This is a genomic window from Shewanella carassii (genome assembly GCF_019670705.1).
GTDB lineage: Bacteria > Pseudomonadota > Gammaproteobacteria > Enterobacterales > Shewanellaceae > Shewanella > Shewanella carassii.
This window is the reverse complement of sequence record NZ_AP024618.1, coordinates 1,494,927-1,517,621: the sequence shown is the minus strand read 5'-3', so window position 1 is coordinate 1,517,621 and position 22,695 is coordinate 1,494,927. Positions and strand designations below refer to the sequence as shown.

Here is a 22,695-nt window from a genome sequence, read left to right as displayed (position 1 = left end):
AGTCGCAAAAAAAGTCGCAAAGAGTAAAGCAAACAACGGCACGGCAGTCTGACCGTCCCAAGCTGACATTTTCGAGCTTACATTCAAAAACTTAAGGCGTCGCCCTGGTATTTAAGCTGGCGGTCAACTCATCAAGCACCTTTTGCTGGGCAGTTTCATCCAGGTTCGGATAAAGAGGCAGAGTCAATATCTCATGATAAAACTGCTCTGCTGCCGGGAAATCACCTTCTTTGAAGCCAAGAGACAGGTAATAGGGTTGCAAGTGCACAGGGAAGTAATGCACGTGCACCTGCACACCTCCCTCTCGCATGGTATCGAACACCGCCCGGCGCCGCCCGGCCTCCTTGAGACGTATCATATAAAGATGGCGAGCACTCATACTACCGGGTAAAGGCTCTACGCTCACAACCGGCAACTTGACCAGCGCTTGGCTGTAATTAGCGGCCAGTTGGTTGCGCTTGCAGACAAATTCATCCAAGCGCTTAAGTTGCGAAAGCCCCAGCGCCGCCTGCAGATCTGTCATACGGTAATTGAAGCCCAGGGTATGCTGCTCGTAGTACCAGTCGCCTTCGTCTGGGCGCAGCATTTTGAGCGGTTCTTTAGTAATCCCATGGCTTCGATATAACCCAAGCCTAAACGCCAATTCGGGATCATTCGTCTGTGCGATGCCCCCCTCGGCACAAGTAATAATTTTGACCGGATGAAAGCTGAAAACCGTGATATCCGAAAACTCACAGCTACCAAGCTTATGCTCCTGATAGCTGCCACCGATACCATGGGAAGCATCTTCGATGATCTTGAATCCATAGGCTTTACCCAGCTCGGCGATAGCCGCCATATCACAGCTGTGACCACAGAGGTGAACCGGAATAACCACCTTGGGTAGAGTACCTTCTCGTTTAGCCTGCTCCAGTTTGGCCTTTAACGCCTCAGGGCACAGGTTACCGGACTCGGGATTGATATCAACAAAATCCACTTTCGCGCCGCAGTACAAGGCACAATTGGCAGAAGCCACAAAGGTAATGGGGGATGTCCACACCCTGTCGCCAGGGCCGACATCGAGTGCCAGGCAAGCAATATGCAAAGCCGAGGTGGCGCTATTTACGGCAACGGCGAATTTGCCACCAGTATAGTCACATATCGCCTGTTCAAACGCCGGCACCTTGGGGCCCTGAGTCAGCCAGTCGGATTGCAAAACTTCAACGACAGCATCAATATCGTCTGGGCTGATATCCTGCTTACCGTAAGGGATCATACATCGGCATCCAGTTTGACTATCTCATCCCCGGATAGAAAATGAGGGTTGGTTCCCGAGTTATATTCAAATCCCATTGCTACCGTCTGACCCTTTTCTCCCAAGGCATTGGTACAAAAGTCGGTTTCCCGGCCGAAGAAACGGATACTCGGCGTGATAACAAAGTGATCGTCAAACTCCAGGGTATGATGAGAGTCATCGGCAGGGCACATGATTTCGTGCATTTTCTCGCCGGGGCGGATACCAATAATCTCATGCTCCAGATGTGGTGCATAAGCCTTGGCCAGATCGGTAATACGCACCGAAGGGATTTTGGGGACAAAGATCTCCCCTCCCTGCATCCGTTCAAAATTCTTCAGCACAAAGTCCACCCCTTGCTGCAAGGTGATCCAAAAGCGGGTCATCTCCGGATGGGTTATCGGCAAGGACTCGGCGCCATCGGCAATCAACTTCTTGAAAAAAGGCACCACAGAGCCGCGGGAGCCCACCACATTGCCGTAACGCACCGCTGCAAAACGTGTCTTACCGCTGCCGACTATGTTGTTGGCGGCAATAAACAACTTATCGGAGGCCAGCTTGGTGGCGCCATAAAGATTAATCGGGCTGGCCGCTTTATCGGTCGATAGCGCGATCACCTTCTTCACCTTATTGCTGATCGCCGCCTTAATTACGTTCTCGGCACCGTGAATATTGGTTTTAATACACTCCATTGGATTGTATTCAGCAGCCGGCACCTGTTTCATCGCCGCGGCGTGGATCACATAGTCCACATCCTGCATCGCCTGCATCAAGCGATCGCTATCGCGCACATCGCCGATAAAATAGCGCATACAGGGGTCGTTAAACTGCTGCTGCATTTCGAACTGCTTGAGCTCATCACGAGAAAAGATAATTAAACGCTTGGGCTTATAACGAGCCAGCAGAGTTCTGGTGTATTTCTGTCCGAAGGAACCTGTCCCACCAGTAATGAGTATCGTTTGGTTATTGAACATATATTATTCAGCCCTCTGCTTTCATGCCTGCATTCCCCTTGATGGGAAGCGCCATCTTTTCATCTCGATCAATATACAAAATTTGAGCCAAACCAAGCCATTAACCGATAACTTAAAGTATGCACAGTATAGGTTTCATTGTATAACAAAAACTTAGGACAGAAAGTCAAAAGCCGATTTTCAATACAGAGATCACTTCACTCTCTTTGAAAACTGGCACATATCTTGAGATTATGGACTCAAGTACAATCGCGCGTCAGACAATTGGCGTGAAAGCCATCAGGGGCCCAGATGCAAAGCACTCCGTCAGCCATGCTCAATACCTTTGCCGTTAGTCGTTTTAACGAGACCTATCTACCAGCGGTTAACCGACAGATGTTCGAGCAACTCGACTCGGCAAGCCAGTATCGCAATAAGTTTGCCAAACAACTCGATGCTGAAGATACCTTGTATGTTTTCACCGGTATGGACTCGGGGCTGTTGGCCAACTATATCTTATCCATGACATTTCCGGCCGGAAGTCGCTTTATCTTCGTCGAGCTTGCCGAAGTGTTGGCCCTACTCAATATTGACCTGCCCGATTCACTCAAGGGCAAGTTGTGGATCACCACTGAGGCCGAGTTACCCGAGATACTCAAACTGGCGGGCAATGATATCTGTATCGCCAAGGGTCACTATCAACATTATCACTCTCTGGCCGCGGCCGCCGAGACACTTCCCGAATATGTCTTACTGAAAAGCGCTATCGCCCAAGCCTTGGATCACGAACGCTTTAATCAGGCGGTCAACTTTGGTCAAAAAGAGTTTGTTCAACGTCAGTTGGAAAATGTCTGCGACAATCATACAAAGGCCGAATTGCTACGGGGAACCTTTAAGGGTGAAACCGCTATCATAGTGGCAGGTGGGCCATCTATGGATCAGCAGCTCGATTGGCTCAAAGCTAACCAGCACAGACTGACTATATTCGCGGTTTCCCGAATTGCCGCCAAACTCATGTCCAACGGGATCACCCCAGATATAGTGGTTACCGTCGACCCGCAAGCCTTCAGCTTCGATGTCAGCAAAGAGATGATGCAATACCCCAAAGATTTTCTCTTGGTTCATTCCTATCATGCCCATCCCTGGATCGTTGGCCAGTGGGCCGGGAAAAGCCTCTATTTGGGCGACCGATTCCCTTGGCAAACCCAACACAGCAATATCATCACTCAAGGCCCTACTGTCACCAACAGCTCATTGTTGCTGGCAATTGAGATGGGTTTCAGCCGCATTCTGTTTACCGGTATGGATCTCTGCTTCTCCAAGCAAGGTGTATCTCATGCATCCGGCACCCTGGAAGCCAAGCGAGGTCCAAATATTGGCGGCATTTGTGAATGGGTTGAAACCTACAGCGGTTACCTGGCGGAAACCCCCATCCAATTGCTTCATGCCCGCCAAGCAATCGAAAACGATATTGCCAAGCATCCGCAACTCGAATACATCAATCTGTCTGAAGATGCCGCCAAAATAGCGGGCATCAACTACTGTAGTAGCGAAGCAATAACGCTACCACACAGCAAAAAACCTCTGTCAGAGTTGCTTTCAGGCCACAATCTCAACCCAGCGGACAAGGAGGCCGACTTGCTAGAGTGTCGGCAACAACTCGAACAGGCCAAGCAGAAGCTGACTCGAGTAGAAAGCCTAACTCATAAGGCATTCAAAGCCTGTCAGGCTGAAGTCCATTCACACACCCCTTCGAATAAACTACTTAAGCTACTGCAAACCACTGAGGCCAAACTCAACAAAGATTACAATGACATGGCCCAATTGATTAAATTCTACGGTTTCAAGGAATTTTCGGCATTTTTAACCGCTCGCAGCAGTGATGAGTGGACCCAGGCACAGATGCAACAGATGAACCTGGATTATTATCAAGCCTATAGTGTCATCGCCAAACACTTGGGGGGACTGATTGCCGACGCCTTGACTCGGGTAGAGTCCCGTTTACTTGAACAGGCTCCCCAAAGCCAACTCGAGTCGCTGGCTAAACAGTGGCACAAAGATAACACTCCCGGCAGAGTCCTGATTTGGCAGCAACATCATAGACTCTTAGCTGAAGAGCAACCGATTGCGGATGAACTCGAGAGCCGTTTTCAGCAAATGCTGACGGAAGCACGCCCCGTATATCGCCAAGTGCTCGCAGCCAGAAATACTCAAGACAGGGTTTTTGACAAGATAATGTTGCTTAAAAGTCAGCAACATAGTTACGGCTTACAACAAATGACACTATACTTGGAGTCCATACTAATTGAAAAACCCGAGTATCAACGCCTCTACTGGTTGGCCAAAGCCAATCTTCATATGCTCCAGCAAGCTCCAGAAGCGGCACTGCAAGCCCTGCAACAGATAGCCCAGGACCAAACAACCGAAACCGAGCTCAGAATGATTTCCATACTGGCTCTGCAGCTCAATATGCCCTCCCTAGCCGAAACCACTCTGGCGGAGTTAAGCCGCTTGAACGACAGTTTTCTACCGCAATATGCGCACATATTGCGCCTCGGCGGTAACGGGCAACAGGCACTGGAAACCTATCTGGATTACCTGGGAAAGTACCCGCAAGACTTGCAGGTATGGTTAAAATTGGCGCAGTTCATGCGAGCAGTACAACAAAATGATGCTGCCATCACCGCATTTTCCAGAGTCCTGGAGCTGGATCCGGATAATCTCAGCGCCAAGCAGGGATTAGCCGAACTACAAACCCAGAAATAAAGATGGTGCAAGCAAGCCACTTGTATGTGGCTTACATGCTTAGATGCAAGGCGTGGTTCGCAGCAAATGACTCAAGTCCTTTACAATAGACTCGCCTTGCCCTCGCCGCCGCATGCGGCCTTTCTTTTCCCCTTTCGCCACCGTTATAATGCCCCGGCAAATAAGCGCAGCCCCGGAGAACAAACTTGAATCACAGCTATATTCCACTCGATCAGTATCGTCGCAAATGGATCTTCAACCACAAGGATCTGCCGGTCACTGACCTGGATAAGGCAGCCATTTTACCGCTGGATCAGAAGAGTGCCATGGAAGTGTGGAATCGCTGGATAAGCAACAAAAGCAGCTGCGCCGAAGACTTTACCAAGGGCGACTGGGCCAGCCGCAGTTCAACTTGGCACCAGACCGAATACTGGCAAAGCCATTGGGACAGCGAAGACAACAGCTTGCCGGAACCCCTGGCCGAATTTATCGATTGGCCGGCAGATGCCCCTGTATATTTCTGTTATGAAAAGTATCAAGTGATCCAAACACGCTGGGAAGTCTTTGCCCGTAACTGGAAATGCTTTCTGTTTTTCGATGATGGCCCTCTGCTGATCAGCCCTAAACACAAGCAAGCCGTCTGGTTCAGTCAGGATGGCAACTTCAAAATGGGCCTGCGGGGCTGAGCATTTTTGAAAAACACTCAATAAATAACCAAGGCATAGTCGCGTCATTAACGCGCCAACGGCCAAGACTAAAGAGAACAAGATGAATAAGATCACCTTAGCGGCTCTGTTACTGGGGTTGTCACTGACCACTGTGGTCGATGCTCGTGAAATCGCCGGTGAAAATATCCCGGAAACCCTCAGCAGTCAGACTGCAACCCCACTTAATCTCAATGGTGCCGGGGTACGCAGCAAGTTCTTTATGGATCTCTACATAGGCGGTCTCTATCTGCCAACACAAGCGACCACAGCAGCCGAGGTATTGGCCCAGCCTCAGGCAGCTGTCAGCTTGAAGATAGTCTCGGGTCTTATCACCGCAGATAAGATGCGCTCGGCGATTACAGAAGGCTTCGATGACGCCACAGGCGGTAAAACTGAGGCCATACAGGCCGATATCGACCGATTTATGAGCCTGTTTCAGGAAGAGATCAAACAAGGCGATACCTTTCTCCTGTATACCAGCCAGGAAAGTGGTGTCAGTGCCTATAAGAACGGTGAATTGCAGGACACTATCGCCGGAGAAAACTTTCGCCGGGCGCTGCTGAACATTTGGCTCGGCGATAAACCGGCCCAGGGCAGCCTGAAAAAGGCGATGCTGGCTAACTGAGCCTCTGAATGAATTTCCCGGGCCAATCGCTTAGCGAATGACCCGGTTGAATCGATGAAACTAACTTGCCCGCTCCTGCGGGCAAGTCAATCAAAAACGATAGCTGAGATGAACGGCGCCGGCCAGATAGTTATCCAGCTCCCGCTTGATCTCCGGCTCGCTCAACTCAAGTTCCGGGTTGATGAAGTAACCCAAATAGGCGTTGAGATTGAATCCTTGTCCCAGCTGCCAACCCAAACGGGCGAAGCTGCTGATTTCCGTCAGCTCCAGTGTCTGTTCGTTTTCCCCCACCAAGATCCGCTCAGTGCGATGAGATGATCCCAGTCCCAGTTCCATCTCAGACGAAATCCGATAACTGAACTCTATCCCGGCTGGACCGGTAAAACCTGCCTGAAAGGGGTTACCCACCCGCCATCTATCACTGAGTTGCCAATCGATAAGCAAGTAAGGAACTGTTCTTACCTCACTGATATCATTGAGATAAGCCACTCCAAAGCCCAACATATTACCCGAATCAAACCTGTGAACTGCACCGGCAATCACACCATAACTTTCAGCGTCCGATGAGGAGACGTTATCACTGTAGGCATACTGCAACTGAGGCGCCAACATCAGACTCCAATGCCGGTTCAGGGTATATCTCAGGCTGACAGAAGCCGAGTAACGCTGGGCCGAATCAAACTGACTGGCGGCAAAAGCAATATCACTGGCGCCATAGGTTGGCAAAGCAGAGAAATCCCAGTTCAATTTGTCATAACCTAGGCTGACACCCAGACCCCAACGCTCATTCAGTTGCCAGTCTGCCCGCGCGCCCAGAAGATAGCTGCGGCGTCCCAGCTCTCCGCCACCGTCAATATCCGTATCGGCATTTTCAATCGTCGCCAGGCTCAGGCTATAACGGGAGGGTGGAGCCTCTGCGGCCAATAAGCCGGTGCTGGCACTCATAGCGCCCAGTAAGATAAATGCGGCCGTTTTTTTCATTTCATGTCCCTTTGCTTTGAAAATGCCCAATTATAACCATACGCTATTCCAACCTATGCGCTTTGAGAAACAATCCCGCCGTTTCAATGCAATAATCCCTGTGTTGCGCCTCGAGTTGTCCGGTATCCAGCCCCAGCTCTTTCCTGAGCCGTAGCTCACCAAATAGCATCAGACTCAGTCTCACCGCGGCTTGACGCTTGTTGCCGAAGTGATAACCGCCATGACGCTCAACCTGAGTAAAGAAATCCACCAGCAACCTCAACATATACTCGGGTCCGGCATCGAAATAAAGCTGCGCCGGTTCCGGATGAGTATCGACCTGGGAAACACAGGCGCGATAAACGGTAATGGCATCTTCACTGACGATCAGCTCGCCGAAATACTCGGCAAACACCGCCAGCGCCTGCTCCGGCCGTACAGCGTCGGCCAACAGTTCTTCGGCAACCTGACGCACCACACACTTGGACTCGATAGCCGCCACAAACAGCTCATCCTTACAGCCAAAATGAGCGTAAACCGTTTGTTTCGATACCCCGGCCCTCTTAGCCACTTCATCCATGCTGGTATGGGGAAACCCCTGGGCGCAGAAGAGTTCGATAGCGGCCTCCAATATCTGAGCCCTCTTCTGTTCGCTACGCGTTAATTGCTGATTATTCATAACCTTATGACTTACACCTTGTTCGGCAACGTCTTGAAAGGCATTAGAGCACAAAATAGACTAGACAGTCCAGTTCAGCCAAATTAGACTAGCAAGTCCAGTTTAACTCGTTATTAACAATCAGCAAGCAGAGCAGGGAGAAGCCGTTGCAACAGCGCATCAAGGAAGTCGAAAAACCAAAGGCACCAGAGCCTGACATTGAACGCTCCCGTCACCGAGGTTTGGGTCGCGGCGCACCGTTGGCCACTCTTAGCTTGTTGTTGTGCCTATCCGCCTGCCAGCCGCAGTCTTCTGAGCCCATTGAAACCAAACCCGCAGTGGTCAGCAGTGCCGCTCTTGTACTCAAGCCAAGTTACACCAAGCTGCAGCAATTCAGTGGCAGCGTGCGCGCCGGCAATACCACAGGCATAGGTTTCGAGCTCGCCGGTAAGTTGCAAAAAATCCTGGTAGACACCGGCGATAGAGTCGAGCGAGGACAATTGCTGGCACAGTTGGATACCAGCTTGCTGGAAGCAGAGCAGACCGAATTACAAGCGGCACTGGATCAGAATAATGCCGATATTTCCCTGGCCCGGGCAACGTTGAAACGCTCACTGGAGCTCAGTGCCAAACAATACCTTTCCGAGCAGCAACTCGATGAGCTCAAAGGCAAGCTGGCCAGTCTGAAAGCCGGGCATGCCAGGCTGGAAGCCTCACTGAAGGCCAATGAACTTAAACGGCAGAAATCGCTTCTTATCGCTCCCTTTGCCGGAGTGATAGCCGCCAGAGAGCATAATCTCGGCGAAGTCATCGCCTTGGGCAGCCCGGTCTTTACCCTGGTGCAAAGCAACAATTTGCAAGCACTGATAGGGGTGCCGCTGAATATTGCCGAGCAGTTGCAACCTGGTGTAATTCTCAAGCTCAGAGTCGCCGAACACTATTACCAGGCCAAGTTAAAAGGGATCAGCGGCCAAATAAATCCCGTCACCCGCACAGTGCAGCTCAGGTTCAGCATCACCCCCACATCGGAAACGACACCTATCAATGGCGAACTGGCTTATTTGCAATACCGCCGTGAAGTTCCCCGTGAAGGCTACTGGGTCCCGGTATCGGCGCTCACCGATGGTATTCGCGGTCTGTGGAATCTGTATGTGCTCAAGCAAGATGCCGATGGGTTTAAACTGCAGCGCCGCGATGTGGAAATTATCTATACCGAGGGCGACAACGCCTTTATTACCGGCGCCATCAGCCCGGGAGAGCCGTTTGTCACCACAGGCCTGCATAAACTGGTTGTTGGGCAAAGAGTCGCGCCAAGCGCCGCATTGGCGGTTAGAGGTGGTCAATGAACCCTCTCATCAAGGCTTTCGTCGAGAATGGCCGCCTCGCCAGCCTATTGATAGCCCTGTTGCTGGTTGCCGGGCTCGGCGCCATTTCCAGCCTGCCACGCACCGAAGACCCCCATATCACCAACCGCTTTGCTTCTGTGATCACCAGCTATCCGGGCGCTTCAGCCGAACGGGTCGAGGCACTGGTGACAGAAGTACTGGAGAATGAGCTTAGGCGACTTGAGGAACTCAAGCTTATCCAGTCGACCTCAAGGCCCGGGGTCTCGGTGATTCAACTCGAGCTCAAAGATAACGTCATAGAAACCGAGCCGGTCTGGTCGAGAGCCAGAGATCTGCTGGCCGATAGCGGCGGCCGCCTGCCACAGAGTGTCAATCCGCCGATACTGGACGATCAGTTGGGTTACGCCTATACCGCCATCATAGGCCTGGGATGGCACGGCGGCGGTGAAGCGCGCCCCGACATTCTCAGCCGTTACGCCAAAGAGTTGCAAAGCAAACTGCGGCTCTTGAGCGGCACAGACTTTGTCAAACTCTATGGCGCGCCGACGGAGGAAATTCTGGTCACGCTGGATGGCGAACGTATCAATCGGCTCGGGCTGACGCCGGGAGCCGTTGCCGACATTCTCAATCGCGCCGATACCAAGGTGTCGGCCGGTGAAATCAACAACCAGAGCTTCCGGGCATTGGTGGAAGTTTCCGGTGAACTGGACTCGCTGGAGCGTATCCGCCAGGTGCCGCTGAAGACCGACCGTTTCGGGCAACTGATCCGCCTTGGCGATATCGCCGTTATCAGCCGCCAACCCAAGGATCCGCCGGATAATCTGGCGCTACTGGATGGAGAGCCCGGCATCATGGTAGCCGCCCGCATGCTCAACAACACCCGGGTGGATATTTGGAGTGAACAAGTCCGCCGGGTTGCTACCGAGCTGGAACAGGGCTTCCCTGCCAATATCCGCATGCAATGGCTATTTGAACAGGAAGGCTACACCAACGAGCGCCTGCAAGAGTTGCTCCTCAACCTGCTGCAGGGGTTTGTGCTCATTCTTCTGGTGCTGCTGGTGACTGTCGGCATGCGCAATGCACTTATCGTCGCCTTGTCACTGCCGTTGACGGCGCTGTTCACCCTGGCCTGCATGAAGTTTACCGGCCTGCCCATTCATCAAATGTCGGTCACCGGCTTGGTGGTGGCGCTGGGGATCATGGTGGATAACGCCATTGTGATTGTCGATGCCATTGCCCAGCGCCGCCGCGAGGGTATGAGTAAGCTGCAGGCGGTCAACACCACCATCAGGCACCTGTGGCTGCCGCTTGCCGGTTCCACCATCACCACCATGCTGGCATTCGCGCCGATAGTGCTGATGCCTGGCGCCGCCGGCGAGTTTGTCAGCGGTATCGCTATTTCAGTGATCTTTGCCCTGCTCGGCTCTTACCTCATCTCCCACACCCTGATAGCCGGTCTCGCCGGGCGTTTCAGCCGCGCCAAGGACGACAATCGCTGGTATCACCACGGGGTAAACCTGCCAAGGCTTGCCAGAACCTATCGCCAGACTCTGCGACTGGCGCTCAACTACCCGAAAACTGCCGCGCTGCTGATCGGTATCTTGCCACTGACAGGCTTTGTGGCCTCCGGGCAGATGACAGAGCAGTTTTTCCCGCCATCGGATAGAAACATGTTCCAGCTGGAGCTCTATCTTTCGCCCCATGCCAGCCTGGCGAGGACAGAGCAGAGAGTCAAACAACTCGATAGAGAGCTGCGCAGCACTGACGGCATAGAAAGCGTCAATTGGGTCATAGGTGGGAACGTGCCATCCTTCTACTACAACCTGACTCAAAAACAGCAGGGCGCTAGCCAATACGCCCAGGCAATGATAACAACCCGCGACTTTCGCACCGCTAACCGCTTAATTCCCGAGTTGCAACAGCAGCTGGATAGAGACTATCCGGATGCGCAGCTCCTGGTGCGTAAACTGGAACAGGGCCCGCCCTTCAACGCCCCGGTGGAGCTAAGGCTCTATGGCCCCAATCTCGACCGCCTGGCCGAGCTTGGAGATGAGGTGCGGCGATTGCTGGCCGAGACCCGGGATGTGATCCACACACGGGCGACCCTGAGCCCGGGGGCGCCCAAAGTGTGGCTGCAGCTCGATGAAGATGCCAGCCTGATGGCAGGCCTGAGTCTGAGTGAGATCGCCTCACAGATCCAGATGTCCACCACAGGCATCACAGGCGGCAGCTTGCTGGAGCAAACCGAATCGCTGCCGGTGAGGGTCAAGCTCGGTGCCGATGTCGGCGAGCAGCAATCCAGGCTGTCACAAATAAGCCTGCTGTCGCCCAATGGTGAGTCGATTCCGCTTTCGGCCGTGAGTCAAAGCCATGTCAATGCCAGCCGCGGCGCCATTCCTCACTACAACGGCCAGCGGGTTAACATACTCGAAGCCTACATCGCCTCGGGCGTGCTGCCGCAAAAAGTGCTGGAGCGAGTCAAACTCAAACTGGCCGAGCTTAAACTGCCCGCCTCCTATCGAATAGAGATAGGCGGTGAGAGCGCCAAACGTGATGAAGCCGTGGGTAATCTGCTCTCCAATATCGTCTTGGTACTGACCGCATTGCTGACCGTGCTGGTGCTCTCTTTCAACTCGTTCAGGCTGACGGGGATCATTCTGCTCAGCGCCCTGCAATCGGCGGGGCTCGGGCTGCTGGCGGTCTGGGCTCTGGGTTATCCCTTTGGCTTTACCGTGATAATAGGTCTGCTGGGCTTGATGGGCCTGGCTATCAATGCCGCCATAGTGATCTTGGCCGAACTCGAGTCTGAGCCTCTGGCGCGCTTGGGCGACACCGAAGTCATTCTCGCCGGCGTCACGCGTTGCAGTCGTCATATCGCTTCAACCACAATCACCACAGTGGGCGGCTTTCTGCCTTTGATCCTGGCTGGCGGGGGTTTTTGGCCGCCCTTTGCCATCGCCATTGCCGGGGGCACGGCGCTGACGACCCTATTGTCTTTGGTTTGGGTGCCTGTGGTTTATTCTCTGTGGCTTAACAAGCCCAAGACTCTTTTTGTAAACCAATCACCCCTGACGGAATAACACAACATTCCCTTGCAGCCAGAGAAATGAACCATGAATCCCGATATGCAGTTGTGACCGCTCCACAACTGCCAGCTCTGCTCTCGCGGCAAACTCAACATCACAGTATCACTATCGAGCCCCAACCGCCGCTTGGATCAAGATATCTGCCTGCCAGCTTCCGCATTTCTGCATAAAATATAAAGAGTTAACTTTTACAACACAAAATCGGTAAATTAATATCATCTAAAACAACAAGATGAGTCCGATAGTTAGATTCAGGTCAAAATTTATTTAATGATAATGAGATAAAGTCCTAAAAACCGGTTACATAGGAATAATGATAATGAATTACCGCAACTGGCCTATCGCCAAGCAAATCGGCACTCTGGCTTTCATATTAACGATTTTGGTGTTTGGCATCTTAAGCAGTATCTCCTACCTGACAGCTTCCTCGACCCTCAAAGAAAAAGCGATTACCGCCCTGAAGCAACAGGTTCACGGTGTTGATGACTTACTGGCACTGCAATATCAAAGCCTATTGTCATTGGCCCGTCGGAATGCCGATGTGTTTCGCGCCATGTACCCAGGCCAATTCCATAAACCAGAAAATAAAACCGTCCGGGTGTTCGGCATGGATACTCCGGCATTGATGCATGAAAAGGAGCAGCTCAACTCCTCCCGCAGTAAAGTCGACCGATATGCCAACCTCACCGGCGGTAATGCCACAGTGTTCGTTCGCGATGGTGATGACTTTTTGCGTATCGCAACCTCATTGAAAAAGGCCGATGGTAGCCGGGCATTGGGGACTTACCTTGGCAGTAAACACCCTGCCTATCAGAAAATGATCCAAGGCCAGGACTATGAAGGTTACGCCAAACTATTTGGCCGTGACTATATGACGGTTTACCGCCCGGTCAAAGATGTTCAGGGTAAGGTGATAGGCATTCTCTACATAGGTTTTGACATCAGCGACTCCCTGGTACAACTACAGAAATCGGTTGAGCAATTGCGCCTGGAAGAGAGTGGTAACTATCTACTGCTCAGTCGTACCGACAAAGTTGTGGTTGCTCACCCCTCGCTCTCACAAGGCCATGTCATGACAGACTCAGAACTCGATGGCCTGCCACTCGATGAACTGATGAAGAGTGAAGCGATCAAGAGCTACACCAATGGCCAAGGTGTCGCGATGATCGCCTACAGTGCCCCCATTCCTGGCTGGAACTGGGAACTTATCGGTCAGGTCAAGGCCGCCGAATTAAACGAAGAAAGCCAAACGCTGCTGCTTATCAATGCCATGGTTGCCGTGGTTGGCATACTGGTGATCACTGCCCTACTCTCTATCGTACTGGTACGCACAGTTAAACCACTGCAAACCTTGCAGCGCCACATGGAGAACCTGGGCAAAGGTGATTTTAGTCATGACCTACCCAAGCTCGACAGCCGCAGCCAGAATGAGGTCATCAGGATCAGCAACAGCGTCACCGAAATGACCCGCGAACTGAAGCAACTGATCCAAGCATTGCAGGGCTCGGTGCAAACCCTGGAGTATCAAGCCGAACAGGCCCAGGAGGTCGCTCGTCTCAACGGTGATGAAGCCCAGGCATTGATGGCACAAACCGATCAGATAGCAACCGCTATCGAGGAGATGTCCACGTCAATACGCGATGTGGCCAACCACGCCGGAGAGAGTGCCAACCAGAGCCAGCAGGTGGATGAAGCTTCCCGCGCCGGACACCAGCAACTGACCCAGGTGGTGCAAGGGCTGGAAACCCTCAGTAGACAGCTGAGCGAGAGCCATACCGCCGTTGAAGGGGTGGCAAAAGAGAGTGATGCCATCAACACCATAACCGAGGTCATCAACAGCATTGCCGAACAAACTAACTTGTTGGCACTGAACGCCGCCATCGAAGCGGCCCGCGCCGGTGAGCAGGGACGTGGTTTCGCCGTGGTGGCCGATGAAGTGCGCACTCTGGCGAGTCGCACTCAGTCCTCTATTTCGGAAATCGGTCAGACCATCACCTCACTGCAGGCCAAGGTCAAGGACACGGCTACGCGCATGGACCAGAGCCATCAGTTGGGTAACCGCTCAGCCGATCAAGGCAAAGAAGCCAACAATCAGTTGACCGCCATTGCCCAGCGGATTGCCGATCTGGCGATATCTGTCAGCAGTATTGCCAGCGCCACTGAGCAGCAAAGCGCCGTGGCCGATGAAGTGACCCGTAACCTGCATCAGATAACCGATCTGGCTCGCGAAGGCGATATCCGCGCCACAGAAACGGTCAACTCCGCCAAAGAGTTGACTGAGCTGGCCGCCGCCTTGAAGAAACAGATAAGTATTTTCAGAGTGTAACCATTAAAAAGGCGCCCAAGTGGCGCCTTGTTCATATCCAGCGGCAACGCTTAACGCTGCTCCAGTTGCGGTAAAGGCACCGCCTTCATCAGCACTTCGGTGGTAAACTTGTCATTGTTGATCACCGGGTATCTGTCATAGGTCTGGAATATCACCCGTCCCTGATATTGGATCATGGCCACCACACCGTAATTGACATTGGACTCAAGGGTTTCTGCCGGCAAGATAAACTTGAACGGCACCGGCGCCCTGGCAATATCAAAGCTCTTTTGCGCCACGATTACCCCGGGAGTATCCAAGTCTATGATGGCAATGGTGATGCTGGAGCCTTGAGGCAAGGCTATTCTTTCCAGGTAACCCGCCGCTCCATTGACGATAACGGGTGCTTTGGGGTCAACCGTAACACAGGCTCCGAGCAATGCTATCCCCGCGGCCACGGCCAGTCCTCTTACATACTTAATCATCTTGCTATACCCTTATTTGGCGGTCATTCTCATCAGGCCTTCCTGAGTGGCCGAAGCCACCAACTCGCCCTGTTGGTTGAAGAATTGCCCTCTCACATACCCACGGCCGCCGCTGGCGTTGGGGCTCTCTATGGCATAAAGCAACCACTCGCCCATATTGACCGGACGATGGAACCAGAGTGAGTGATCTATGGTGGCCATCCGCATCCCGGGAGTCAGGAATGACACCCCGTGGGGCTGAGCCGCCGTCACCAAAAAATTGAAATCCGAAGCATACGCCAACAAGTAATCATGCATTTCATGCTCGGGCGGCAAGGCGCCATTGGCTCGCATCCATACATGGCGTACAGGCTCGGTGGCGGCCGGTGCCACAGGGTTAAGCGGATTGACCAGGCGCATCTCGATGGGAGCATCGGCCATAAACTTTTCCAGCATTCTGGCGGGCACCTTGTCTCTCATGGTCATCGCCAGCTCCTGCTGATTGAGTATTCCCTCAGGACCCGGCACCTGTGGCATTTCTGCCTGGTGGCTGAATCCCGCTTCCGGCTCCTGGAAGGAACAGGTCATGTAGAAAATAGGCCGTCCTTTTTGAATTGCCTTCACCTGACGGGCGCTGAAACTGCCGCCATCACGCATATTTTCAACTTCGTAGACTATCGGCAGCTTTTCATCACCAGCCCGTAAAAAATAGGAATGCAGTGAGTGCACCTGGCGATCTTGCGGCACAGTGCGACGGGCGGCACTGAGTGCCTGGCCCATGACCTGACCACCAAATACATGACCAAAGCCCAGATCCTGACTCTGGCCCCGATAAAGTCCAATTTCTATCTGTTCAAGCGCGAGCAGTGCTAAGAGATCGTCTAAAACCTGGCTCATAAAACTCTGTTAACTGGCTGACATATACCGCAAAGATTAACCCAGAACCGGCCCCTGTGACCAGAATCCTTTACTCTATCTCGATATTATGCTCTTCGGCAGCCTGCCTGGCCCATTTGACGATTTGTGCCTCACCACTGTCACAGAGACCAGAGGGGACAGCCTGACTCAACTCGGGCCAAGCTTTGGCCAATAGTTCGGGGCTACAGGCACAGGCATTGAAATACCCGGGTTCAGATTCTGCGACTCTCACTCGACTGATACTGCCGGCCGCCGCCATCAGATGCTGGCCATTGGGCGCCTGCTCACTGAGTAAAAACAGCCCGGCGGCCAGCGGCGCATCCAATCCAAACAGGGGTTGCACCGACAACGCCAGATGTTTTTCCGTCATGGGAGTGGTGGCCATGGGGCAGAGGCTGTTGACGCGGATATTGGTATTACTGCCTTCACGACTGAGACTATTGGTTAACCCAAGCAAGGCCATTTTGGCACTGGCCCAGGCTGATTCGAATGGATCGCCAAATAAGCCGCTAACACCGGTCAGCAACAAAATACGGCCATATTCCTGTGCCTTCATTCGCGACCAGAGGCCGTGACACAGTAAAAAACTACCATCGAGATCTACCTGTAGCTGTTGCCGCCACTGCTTGAAGGTTAACTTTTCAAATGGACTTGAAGTGTGGATACCGGCACAGGCCACCAGCAACTCTATGGTACCAAAGTGGTCACAAACTTCCTGCAACACCTTGGCGACACAGGTTTCATCACTCACATCGCAGTGCCAGGCTTTGGCATCGGCCCCTAGAGCCGTGAGTGCATTCAAGGTGTCTTTGCAGCTGTCTATGTCCAGCAATGCCAGGCTGGCACCGCGCTGAGCCAAACCTATGGCAAAGGCCCGTCCCAAACCGGACGCCGCACCACTGACTAGGGCTGTCCTACCCCCAAACCCCATCATATTAACCCCTGCCTTAGCAATAATTCCATGAAATATAGAGTTTTCTTTAACAATAAGAGCACATAACCCCCGAGGGTTATTTGATTATGGCTGCATTTTTCCAATCCGCGCGGGTACAAATGTGCGCTGACTCAAACTCTGTTAAATGCATTTATCCGATTGTGCTAACTTTCAACGGGAAAATTGGTATCCTTAGCATGTTTTCCCATCTTTAACGCTGAAGAATTGACAAGATGAATCCCTGGATTTTAGCCTCGCGGCCGCGCACTTTGCCTGCGGCGATAGGACCCTTGCTGATAGGCAACATACTGGCTCTGCAATTGGAGAGTTTCAGTTGGGCCATCGCAGTGGCGTCCATGGCCTGCGCCCTGTTGCTGCAGATTGCCGTTAACCTGGCCAATGACTACTTTGATTTTAAAAACGGCATAGATACCGAAGAACGATTAGGGCCGATAAGAGTCACCCAGAGCGGCTTACTCGACCCGCTGAAAGTACGTAATGCGATGATTTTTTGCCTCTTGCTGGCATTGGTGGTGGGCTCTTTCCTCATCTGGCACGGTGGTTGGCCAATTGCTATCCTGGCGGCGGCCTCCATTATGGGTGCCCTGGGGTACAGCGGCGGCCCTTACCCGCTTGCCTCACACGGACTTGGCGAAGTAGCTGCCTTCATCTTCTTTGGTCTGGTAGCCGTTGTCGGCAGCTATTATCTGCAGGCCGGCGAAACTAACACTGCGGCCTGGATTTTGGGCAGCGCCGTGGGTCTGCTCAATGCAGCCATCTGCTTGGTAAACAACACCCGCGATATCTATACCGATGAAAAGGCTGGCAAGCGCACTCTGGCGGTACGCATAGGTGAAGCCCAATCCAAGGTGCTGTACCAAGCGCTGGTTTACTTACCCTTCGGCCTGATTATTGCGGGTTTCCTGCTGGGCCTGCTGCCTGGCCTGCCGGTGCTGCTGACGGGCCTTGCGTTACTAATGGCTCGTAAGCTGTCCAGCGATTTCACCCAAGTGTCAGGTGCGGCACTAAATCCCTTACTGGGACGCACAGCTAAACTGACCATGATGTTCAGTGCCCTGTTCAGCTTAGGCTTAGTGTTTACCCTTTAATTCCTGCCCAATCTCATCAAGGCCTCCCGGTAATCCTATCGGGAGGCCTTGGTTCAGCCTGACGCTAATCAAGCCCGGGCTCATTCGGCCAGTTTCAGCCCCAGAACGCCGATAAAAATCAACAGCAAACTACCGATTTTAAACAGGCTGGCGCTCTCGCCGAATAGCCAGATCCCCACCATTGCCGTGCCCATGGCGCCAATGCCAACCCAAACACCGTAAGCCGTGCCTATGGGCAATGACTTGGTCGCGAGCCCAAGCAAACCGACACTGATGGCCATAGCGCCCAAGGTCAATAGACTGGGAACCAACTTAGTAAAGCCCTGGGTATATTTAAGGCCTATGGCCCAAGCTATTTCGAACAAACCTGCGAGGATTAAGAGTATCCAGTTCATGGACTCATCCCTTTTTAAGAGGGGTCGTCCCCGGTAATAGATAAGGCGCTTGCAGGGTCGTCCCTGCGGCCAGAGTGATGAGCTTAAACTTTAAGAGTGTTCCGAACGGAGCGGCAACATCTTAGCAAAGGCCGCCTCGACGGGCAAAGCGTTGTCGGCACTTATGCACAAAATGAAAGACAGCTTGAAACAGTTAAAAAACGCCTGCCGACGGCAGGCGCAAAAGGAGAAAGTCAGCCTCAGGCGTGCTCTTTCACCAGAGAATCAGCATAGCCCATACGGGTCAGTGCGGTGCGCACCAGATCCAGAGTAGCGGGATCTTCTATGGTCGCCGGCGCCTTGAACTCCTGATTGTCGGCAATTTTACGCATGGTGCCGCGCAGTATCTTGCCGGAGCGGGTCTTGGGCAACTTGGGCACAGCGCTCACCAAACGGAACGCCGCCACCGGGCCTATTTCCTGGCGCACCAGAGCCACCAGCTCCTTGTGTAGCTGCTCTTCGCTCAGGGTATTGCCCATCTTGAGCACCACCAACCCCAGCGGCACCTGGCCCTTGAGCTTATCTTCCACACCGATAACCGCCGCTTCAGCCACCGCCGGGTGCTGACAAAGCACCTCTTCAAAGCGCCCGGTCGATAATCTGTGACCGGCCACATTAATGATGTCATCAATGCGACTCATGATGTAGAGATAGCCCTCTTCATCCATATAGCCGGCATCTCCGGTGAGATAATATCCGGGATACATGGCCAGATAGCTGTCATGGTAGCGCTTATCGTTTTGCCACAGAGTAGTCAGGGTTCCAGGCGGCAGAGGCAGTTTAATCACCACATTGCCCGACTGCCCGGGAGCCACCTGCTCCCCCATTTCATCCAGTACTTCCACCTGATAACCGGGCACGGCTCTGGCCGGTGACCCGGCTTTGACCTGAATAGGCGCCACTCCCATCAAGTTGGCGGCAATCGCCCATCCTGTTTCGGTTTGCCACCAGTGATCTATCACGGGCTTGGCCAGCTTCTCTGACGCCCACTTCAGGGTGTCCGGGTCACAACGCTCGCCGGCCAGAAACACGTTTTTCAGGCAAGAGAGATCGCTTTGAGCCACATAGCTTGCCTCAGGATCCTCACGTTTGATGGCACGAATCGCAGTCGGTGCGGTAAAGAAACTCTTGACCTTGTACTTGGCTATGGTGCGCCAAAAAGTGCCGGGATCCGGGGTGCCCACAGGTTTACCTTCAAACAGCAAGGTGGTGGCACCCACCAGCAGCGGTGCATAGACAATATAGGAGTGACCCACTACCCAACCCACATCCGAGGCGGCCCAGAAGACATCACCTGGTTCTATGTCGTAAATGGCCTTCATCGACCAGGCCAGTGCTACCGCATGACCACCATTATCACGCACCACCCCCTTTGGCTGCCCTGTGGTACCTGAGGTATAGAGAATGTACAGGGGATGAGTGGCTTCGACCGCCACACAATCGGCGGGAGTCGCCTGACAGATAGCACTCTGCCAGTCATGATCCCGCACTGGCTGCAACTCGGCCTGATACTGACTGCGACCGAGAATAAGACAGTTTTCCACCTTATGCTCGGACTGTTCCAGCGCCTTGTCCAGCAGAGGCTTATAAGGCACAACACCTGAGGGTTCTATGCCGCAGGAGGCAGACAACACCAGTCTGGGTTTGGCATCGTTGATCCGGGTTGCCAGTTCATTGGCAGCAAAGCCGCCAAACACCACAGAATGTATCGCCCCTATGCGGGCACAGGCCAGCATGGCGAAGAGGGTTTCCGGTACCATGGGCATATAGATAACGACTCTATCGCCCTTATTGATGCCGACAGATTGCATCCAGCCCGCTAGGCGACTCACCTGCTGCTGCAATTCGTTATAGCTGATGCCGTACTCGGTATCGGTTACCGGACTGACATATTGAATGGCGGTCTGTTCGCCGCGCCCGGCGGCCACATGTCTATCCACCGCGTTGTAGCAGGTGTTGAGCATGCCACCGCGAAACCAGTGATAAAATGGCGCTTCACTCTCATCCAGCACCTGCTCCCAGGGCTGTTGCCAATCTATGGCGCGGGCACACTCACCCCAAAACTGTGTCTTGTCCTCGAGTGACGCCTTATGCATGGCTAAACCCGGATCTATCATTATCTTTCCTCCCAAAGGACGCCGTTCTGCGACGGCACTGCGTTCCCTTCCTTCCTGGGACAATTAAAGTCCTTTTTGGCCCGGTCCCCAATTAGACGTTAGCCTAAAACCCTGCACTGACCTAGCCTTAGAGCTTCCCGCCAATTCGCACTTCTGCTGTTGGGTCAAACAAATAATTGAAGCGCATATTCAAAGACGTTATTCGCCACGTCCCCAAGGAAAGACAAATTTATTGATAACTGAAACTAGCGTTTCAATACGGGCAAAGGCCGATGGCAGCAGCGATTGACACCCACACAGTCGCAAAAACACACAACAAACTTTACCTTTACGTAAACTTCATATATCTTGCAAAACAAGTTCTATTTTATGGTGTTATCGATGAACACAAATCACAATCCACAAACCACATACTCCATCAGTGATCTATCAAAGGAATTTGATATCACCACCCGCAGCATCCGCTTCTATGAAGATCAGGGGCTGCTCAAACCCAGGCGTCGTGGCCAGACCCGTATCTACAGTCTCAAGGACAGAGTCAGACTGAAACTTATTCTGCGCGGCAAGCGTCTGGGCTTTTCCCTGGCGGAAACCCGCCGACTGTTTGAACTCTACGATGCCGACAAGAGCAGCCATGCACAACTCAATACCATGTTGGCCCTGATCGAAGAGAAGAAAACCTCACTGCAACAGCAGATGGACGATATCAAGGTGGTGTTGATGGAACTCAATTCTGCCGAACTTCAGTGCCGTCAGGCGCTGGATGACATGGAGCAGGAAAAAGCCTGAGCCATTGACCAAACACCATAATAATAAAATAAAAATATTAACTTACAGGACATCAAGCCAATGAACTCTCTCTACTCAAGCCTCAACTTTGGACTCGGTGAAGAAATCGATATGCTGCGGGATGCAGTCAACGGTTTCGCCGCTAATGAAATCGCCCCCATTGCCGCCAAGGTGGATCAGGACAACGCCTTCCCCAACGAGCTTTGGCCTCAGTTCGGCGACATGGGGCTGCTTGGGATAACAGTCCCAGAAGAGTTCGGCGGTGCCAACATGGGTTATCTGGCGCACGTCGTCGCCATGGAAGAGATCTCCCGTGCTTCGGCGTCCATAGGTTTGTCCTACGGCGCCCACTCCAACCTGTGCGTCAACCAGATAAACCGCAACGGCAATCAGGCCCAGAAAGAAAAATATCTGCCCAAGCTGGTCAGCGGCGAACATATAGGCGCACTGGCGATGAGTGAACCCAACGCAGGTTCGGACGTGGTTTCCATGAAGCTGCATGCCCGCAAGGAAGGCGACCGTTACATTCTCAACGGCAACAAGATGTGGATCACCAATGGCCCGGATGCCCACACCTATGTGATTTATGCCAAAACCGACTTGGACAAGGGCCCGCACGGGATCACTGCCTTTATCGTCGAGCGCGGCTTCAAAGGCTTCTCCCAGGCACAGAAGCTCGACAAGCTGGGAATGCGCGGCTCCAACACCTGTGAACTGGTATTCGAAGACTGCGAAGTCCCGGAAGAGAATATTCTCGGCGGCCTCAACCAGGGTGTGAAGGTACTGATGAGCGGCCTCGACTACGAGCGGGTGGTGCTCAGCGGTGGCCCTCTTGGGATAATGACCGCCTGCATGGACATAGTGATGCCCTATATGCACGAGCGGGTGCAGTTCGGCAAATCCATCGGCGAATTCCAACTGGTGCAGGGCAAACTGGCCGACATGTACACAGGCATGAATGCCGCCAAGTCCTATATCTATAACGTCGCCAAGTCCTGCGATCGCGGCGAAACCACACGTAAAGATGCCGCCGGTGCCATTCTCTACAGCGCCGAGCTCGCCACCAAGATGGCACTGGACGCCATTCAGCTGCTGGGCGGCAACGGCTATATCAATGAATACGCTACAGGTCGCCTACTACGCGATGCCAAGCTCTATGAAATCGGCGCCGGGACTTCGGAAATCCGCCGCATGCTCATCGGCCGAGAGCTGTTCAACGAAACCAAGTAATGGCGAATGCCGGGGCCGTTCAAGCGGCCCTTCACGCTCCCC

General features: G+C 53.1%; 18 protein-coding genes. 9 read left to right on the top strand and 9 right to left on the bottom strand.

The window, feature by feature from the left end; all coding sequences use genetic code 11:
- Positions 1-91: 91 nt before the first annotated feature.
- Positions 92-1,255, bottom strand: coding sequence for a UDP-4-amino-4,6-dideoxy-N-acetyl-beta-L-altrosamine transaminase (gene pseC, locus K5621_RS06945; protein WP_221050782.1), 1,164 nt, complete (start codon positions 1,253-1,255; stop codon positions 92-94).
- A complete protein-coding gene (gene pseB, locus K5621_RS06940; RefSeq protein WP_100142879.1) occupies positions 1,252-2,247 on the bottom strand; it encodes a UDP-N-acetylglucosamine 4,6-dehydratase (inverting) in 996 nt (331 codons plus the stop codon). The genes pseC and pseB overlap by 4 nt, the downstream gene beginning before the upstream one ends.
- A 291-nt stretch (positions 2,248-2,538) precedes the next feature.
- Here pseB and K5621_RS06935 point away from each other — a divergent pair, with 291 nt between their 5' ends.
- The 3 genes from K5621_RS06935 (at position 2,539) to K5621_RS06925 (ending at position 6,303) form a co-directional block, all read left to right on the top strand.
- Positions 2,539-4,992, top strand: a complete 2,454-nt coding sequence (locus K5621_RS06935; RefSeq protein ID WP_221050781.1) for a 6-hydroxymethylpterin diphosphokinase MptE-like protein — start codon at positions 2,539-2,541, stop codon at positions 4,990-4,992.
- Between the two features lie 185 nt (positions 4,993-5,177).
- On the top strand, positions 5,178-5,657 hold the full coding sequence (locus tag K5621_RS06930) for a DUF2947 domain-containing protein (RefSeq protein WP_221050780.1): 480 nt from the start codon (positions 5,178-5,180) through the stop codon (positions 5,655-5,657).
- Positions 5,658-5,739: 82 nt separating this feature from the next.
- A complete protein-coding gene (locus K5621_RS06925) occupies positions 5,740-6,303 on the top strand; it encodes a chalcone isomerase family protein (RefSeq protein ID WP_221050779.1) in 564 nt (187 codons plus the stop codon).
- Positions 6,304-6,393: 90 nt separating this feature from the next.
- Here K5621_RS06925 and K5621_RS06920 read toward each other — a convergent pair whose 3' ends face one another.
- Together K5621_RS06920 and K5621_RS06915 are read right to left on the bottom strand one after the other, a co-directional pair.
- Positions 6,394-7,284 (bottom strand): DUF6268 family outer membrane beta-barrel protein, encoded by an 891-nt coding sequence (locus K5621_RS06920; protein ID WP_221050778.1) that lies wholly within the window; start codon positions 7,282-7,284, stop codon positions 6,394-6,396.
- Positions 7,285-7,327: 43 nt separating this feature from the next.
- Entirely contained in the window at positions 7,328-7,942 is a 615-nt protein-coding gene (locus K5621_RS06915; protein WP_221050777.1) for a TetR/AcrR family transcriptional regulator, read from the bottom strand.
- Between the two features lie 221 nt (positions 7,943-8,163).
- Between K5621_RS06915 and K5621_RS06910 the strand changes: the two genes are divergently transcribed.
- From K5621_RS06910 to K5621_RS06900, 3 genes are all read left to right on the top strand, one after another.
- Positions 8,164-9,267, top strand: coding sequence for an efflux RND transporter periplasmic adaptor subunit (locus K5621_RS06910; RefSeq protein ID WP_221051139.1), 1,104 nt, complete (start codon positions 8,164-8,166; stop codon positions 9,265-9,267).
- On the top strand, positions 9,264-12,347 hold the full coding sequence (locus K5621_RS06905; protein WP_221050776.1) for an efflux RND transporter permease subunit: 3,084 nt from the start codon (positions 9,264-9,266) through the stop codon (positions 12,345-12,347). Before K5621_RS06910 ends, K5621_RS06905 begins: the two co-directional genes overlap by 4 nt.
- Before the next feature lie 325 nt (positions 12,348-12,672).
- Entirely contained in the window at positions 12,673-14,679 is a 2,007-nt protein-coding gene (locus K5621_RS06900) for a methyl-accepting chemotaxis protein (RefSeq protein ID WP_221050775.1), read from the top strand.
- A 50-nt stretch (positions 14,680-14,729) separates the two neighbouring features.
- Here K5621_RS06900 and K5621_RS06895 read toward each other — a convergent pair whose 3' ends face one another.
- The 3 genes from K5621_RS06895 to K5621_RS06885 all read right to left on the bottom strand — a co-directional run bounded on the left by K5621_RS06895 (position 14,730) and on the right by K5621_RS06885 (position 16,974).
- Entirely contained in the window at positions 14,730-15,143 is a 414-nt protein-coding gene (locus K5621_RS06895; RefSeq protein ID WP_100142871.1) for a YbaY family lipoprotein, read from the bottom strand.
- A 12-nt stretch (positions 15,144-15,155) separates the two neighbouring features.
- Entirely contained in the window at positions 15,156-16,019 is an 864-nt protein-coding gene (gene tesB / locus K5621_RS06890) for an acyl-CoA thioesterase II (RefSeq protein WP_100142870.1), read from the bottom strand.
- 70 nt (positions 16,020-16,089) lie between these two features.
- The gene (locus K5621_RS06885; protein WP_221050774.1) at positions 16,090-16,974 is read right to left on the bottom strand and encodes an SDR family NAD(P)-dependent oxidoreductase; all 885 of its coding nucleotides are present in this window, start codon (positions 16,972-16,974) and stop codon (positions 16,090-16,092) included.
- A 233-nt stretch (positions 16,975-17,207) separates the two neighbouring features.
- On the opposite strand from K5621_RS06885, the gene K5621_RS06880 reads away from it, so the two are divergent.
- Entirely contained in the window at positions 17,208-18,083 is an 876-nt protein-coding gene (locus K5621_RS06880) for a 1,4-dihydroxy-2-naphthoate polyprenyltransferase (RefSeq protein ID WP_100142868.1), read from the top strand.
- Between the two features lie 80 nt (positions 18,084-18,163).
- On the opposite strand, the gene sugE is transcribed toward K5621_RS06880, so the two are convergent.
- Both sugE and K5621_RS06870 read right to left on the bottom strand, forming a co-directional pair.
- Complete coding sequence (sugE, locus tag K5621_RS06875) at positions 18,164-18,478, bottom strand: quaternary ammonium compound efflux SMR transporter SugE (RefSeq protein WP_221050773.1); 315 nt, start codon at positions 18,476-18,478, stop codon at positions 18,164-18,166.
- A gap of 239 nt (positions 18,479-18,717) precedes the next feature.
- Positions 18,718-20,634, bottom strand: a complete 1,917-nt coding sequence (locus tag K5621_RS06870; RefSeq protein ID WP_221050772.1) for a propionyl-CoA synthetase — start codon at positions 20,632-20,634, stop codon at positions 18,718-18,720.
- 381 nt (positions 20,635-21,015) lie between these two features.
- Between K5621_RS06870 and K5621_RS06865 the strand changes: the two genes are divergently transcribed.
- Positions 21,016-21,423 (top strand): MerR family transcriptional regulator, encoded by a 408-nt coding sequence (locus K5621_RS06865; protein WP_100142865.1) that lies wholly within the window; start codon positions 21,016-21,018, stop codon positions 21,421-21,423.
- Positions 21,424-21,483: 60 nt separating this feature from the next.
- Positions 21,484-22,653: an isovaleryl-CoA dehydrogenase gene (locus K5621_RS06860; RefSeq protein ID WP_025889846.1), complete on the top strand. Its 1,170-nt coding sequence runs from the start codon at positions 21,484-21,486 to the stop codon at positions 22,651-22,653.
- Positions 22,654-22,695: the final 42 nt, after the last annotated feature.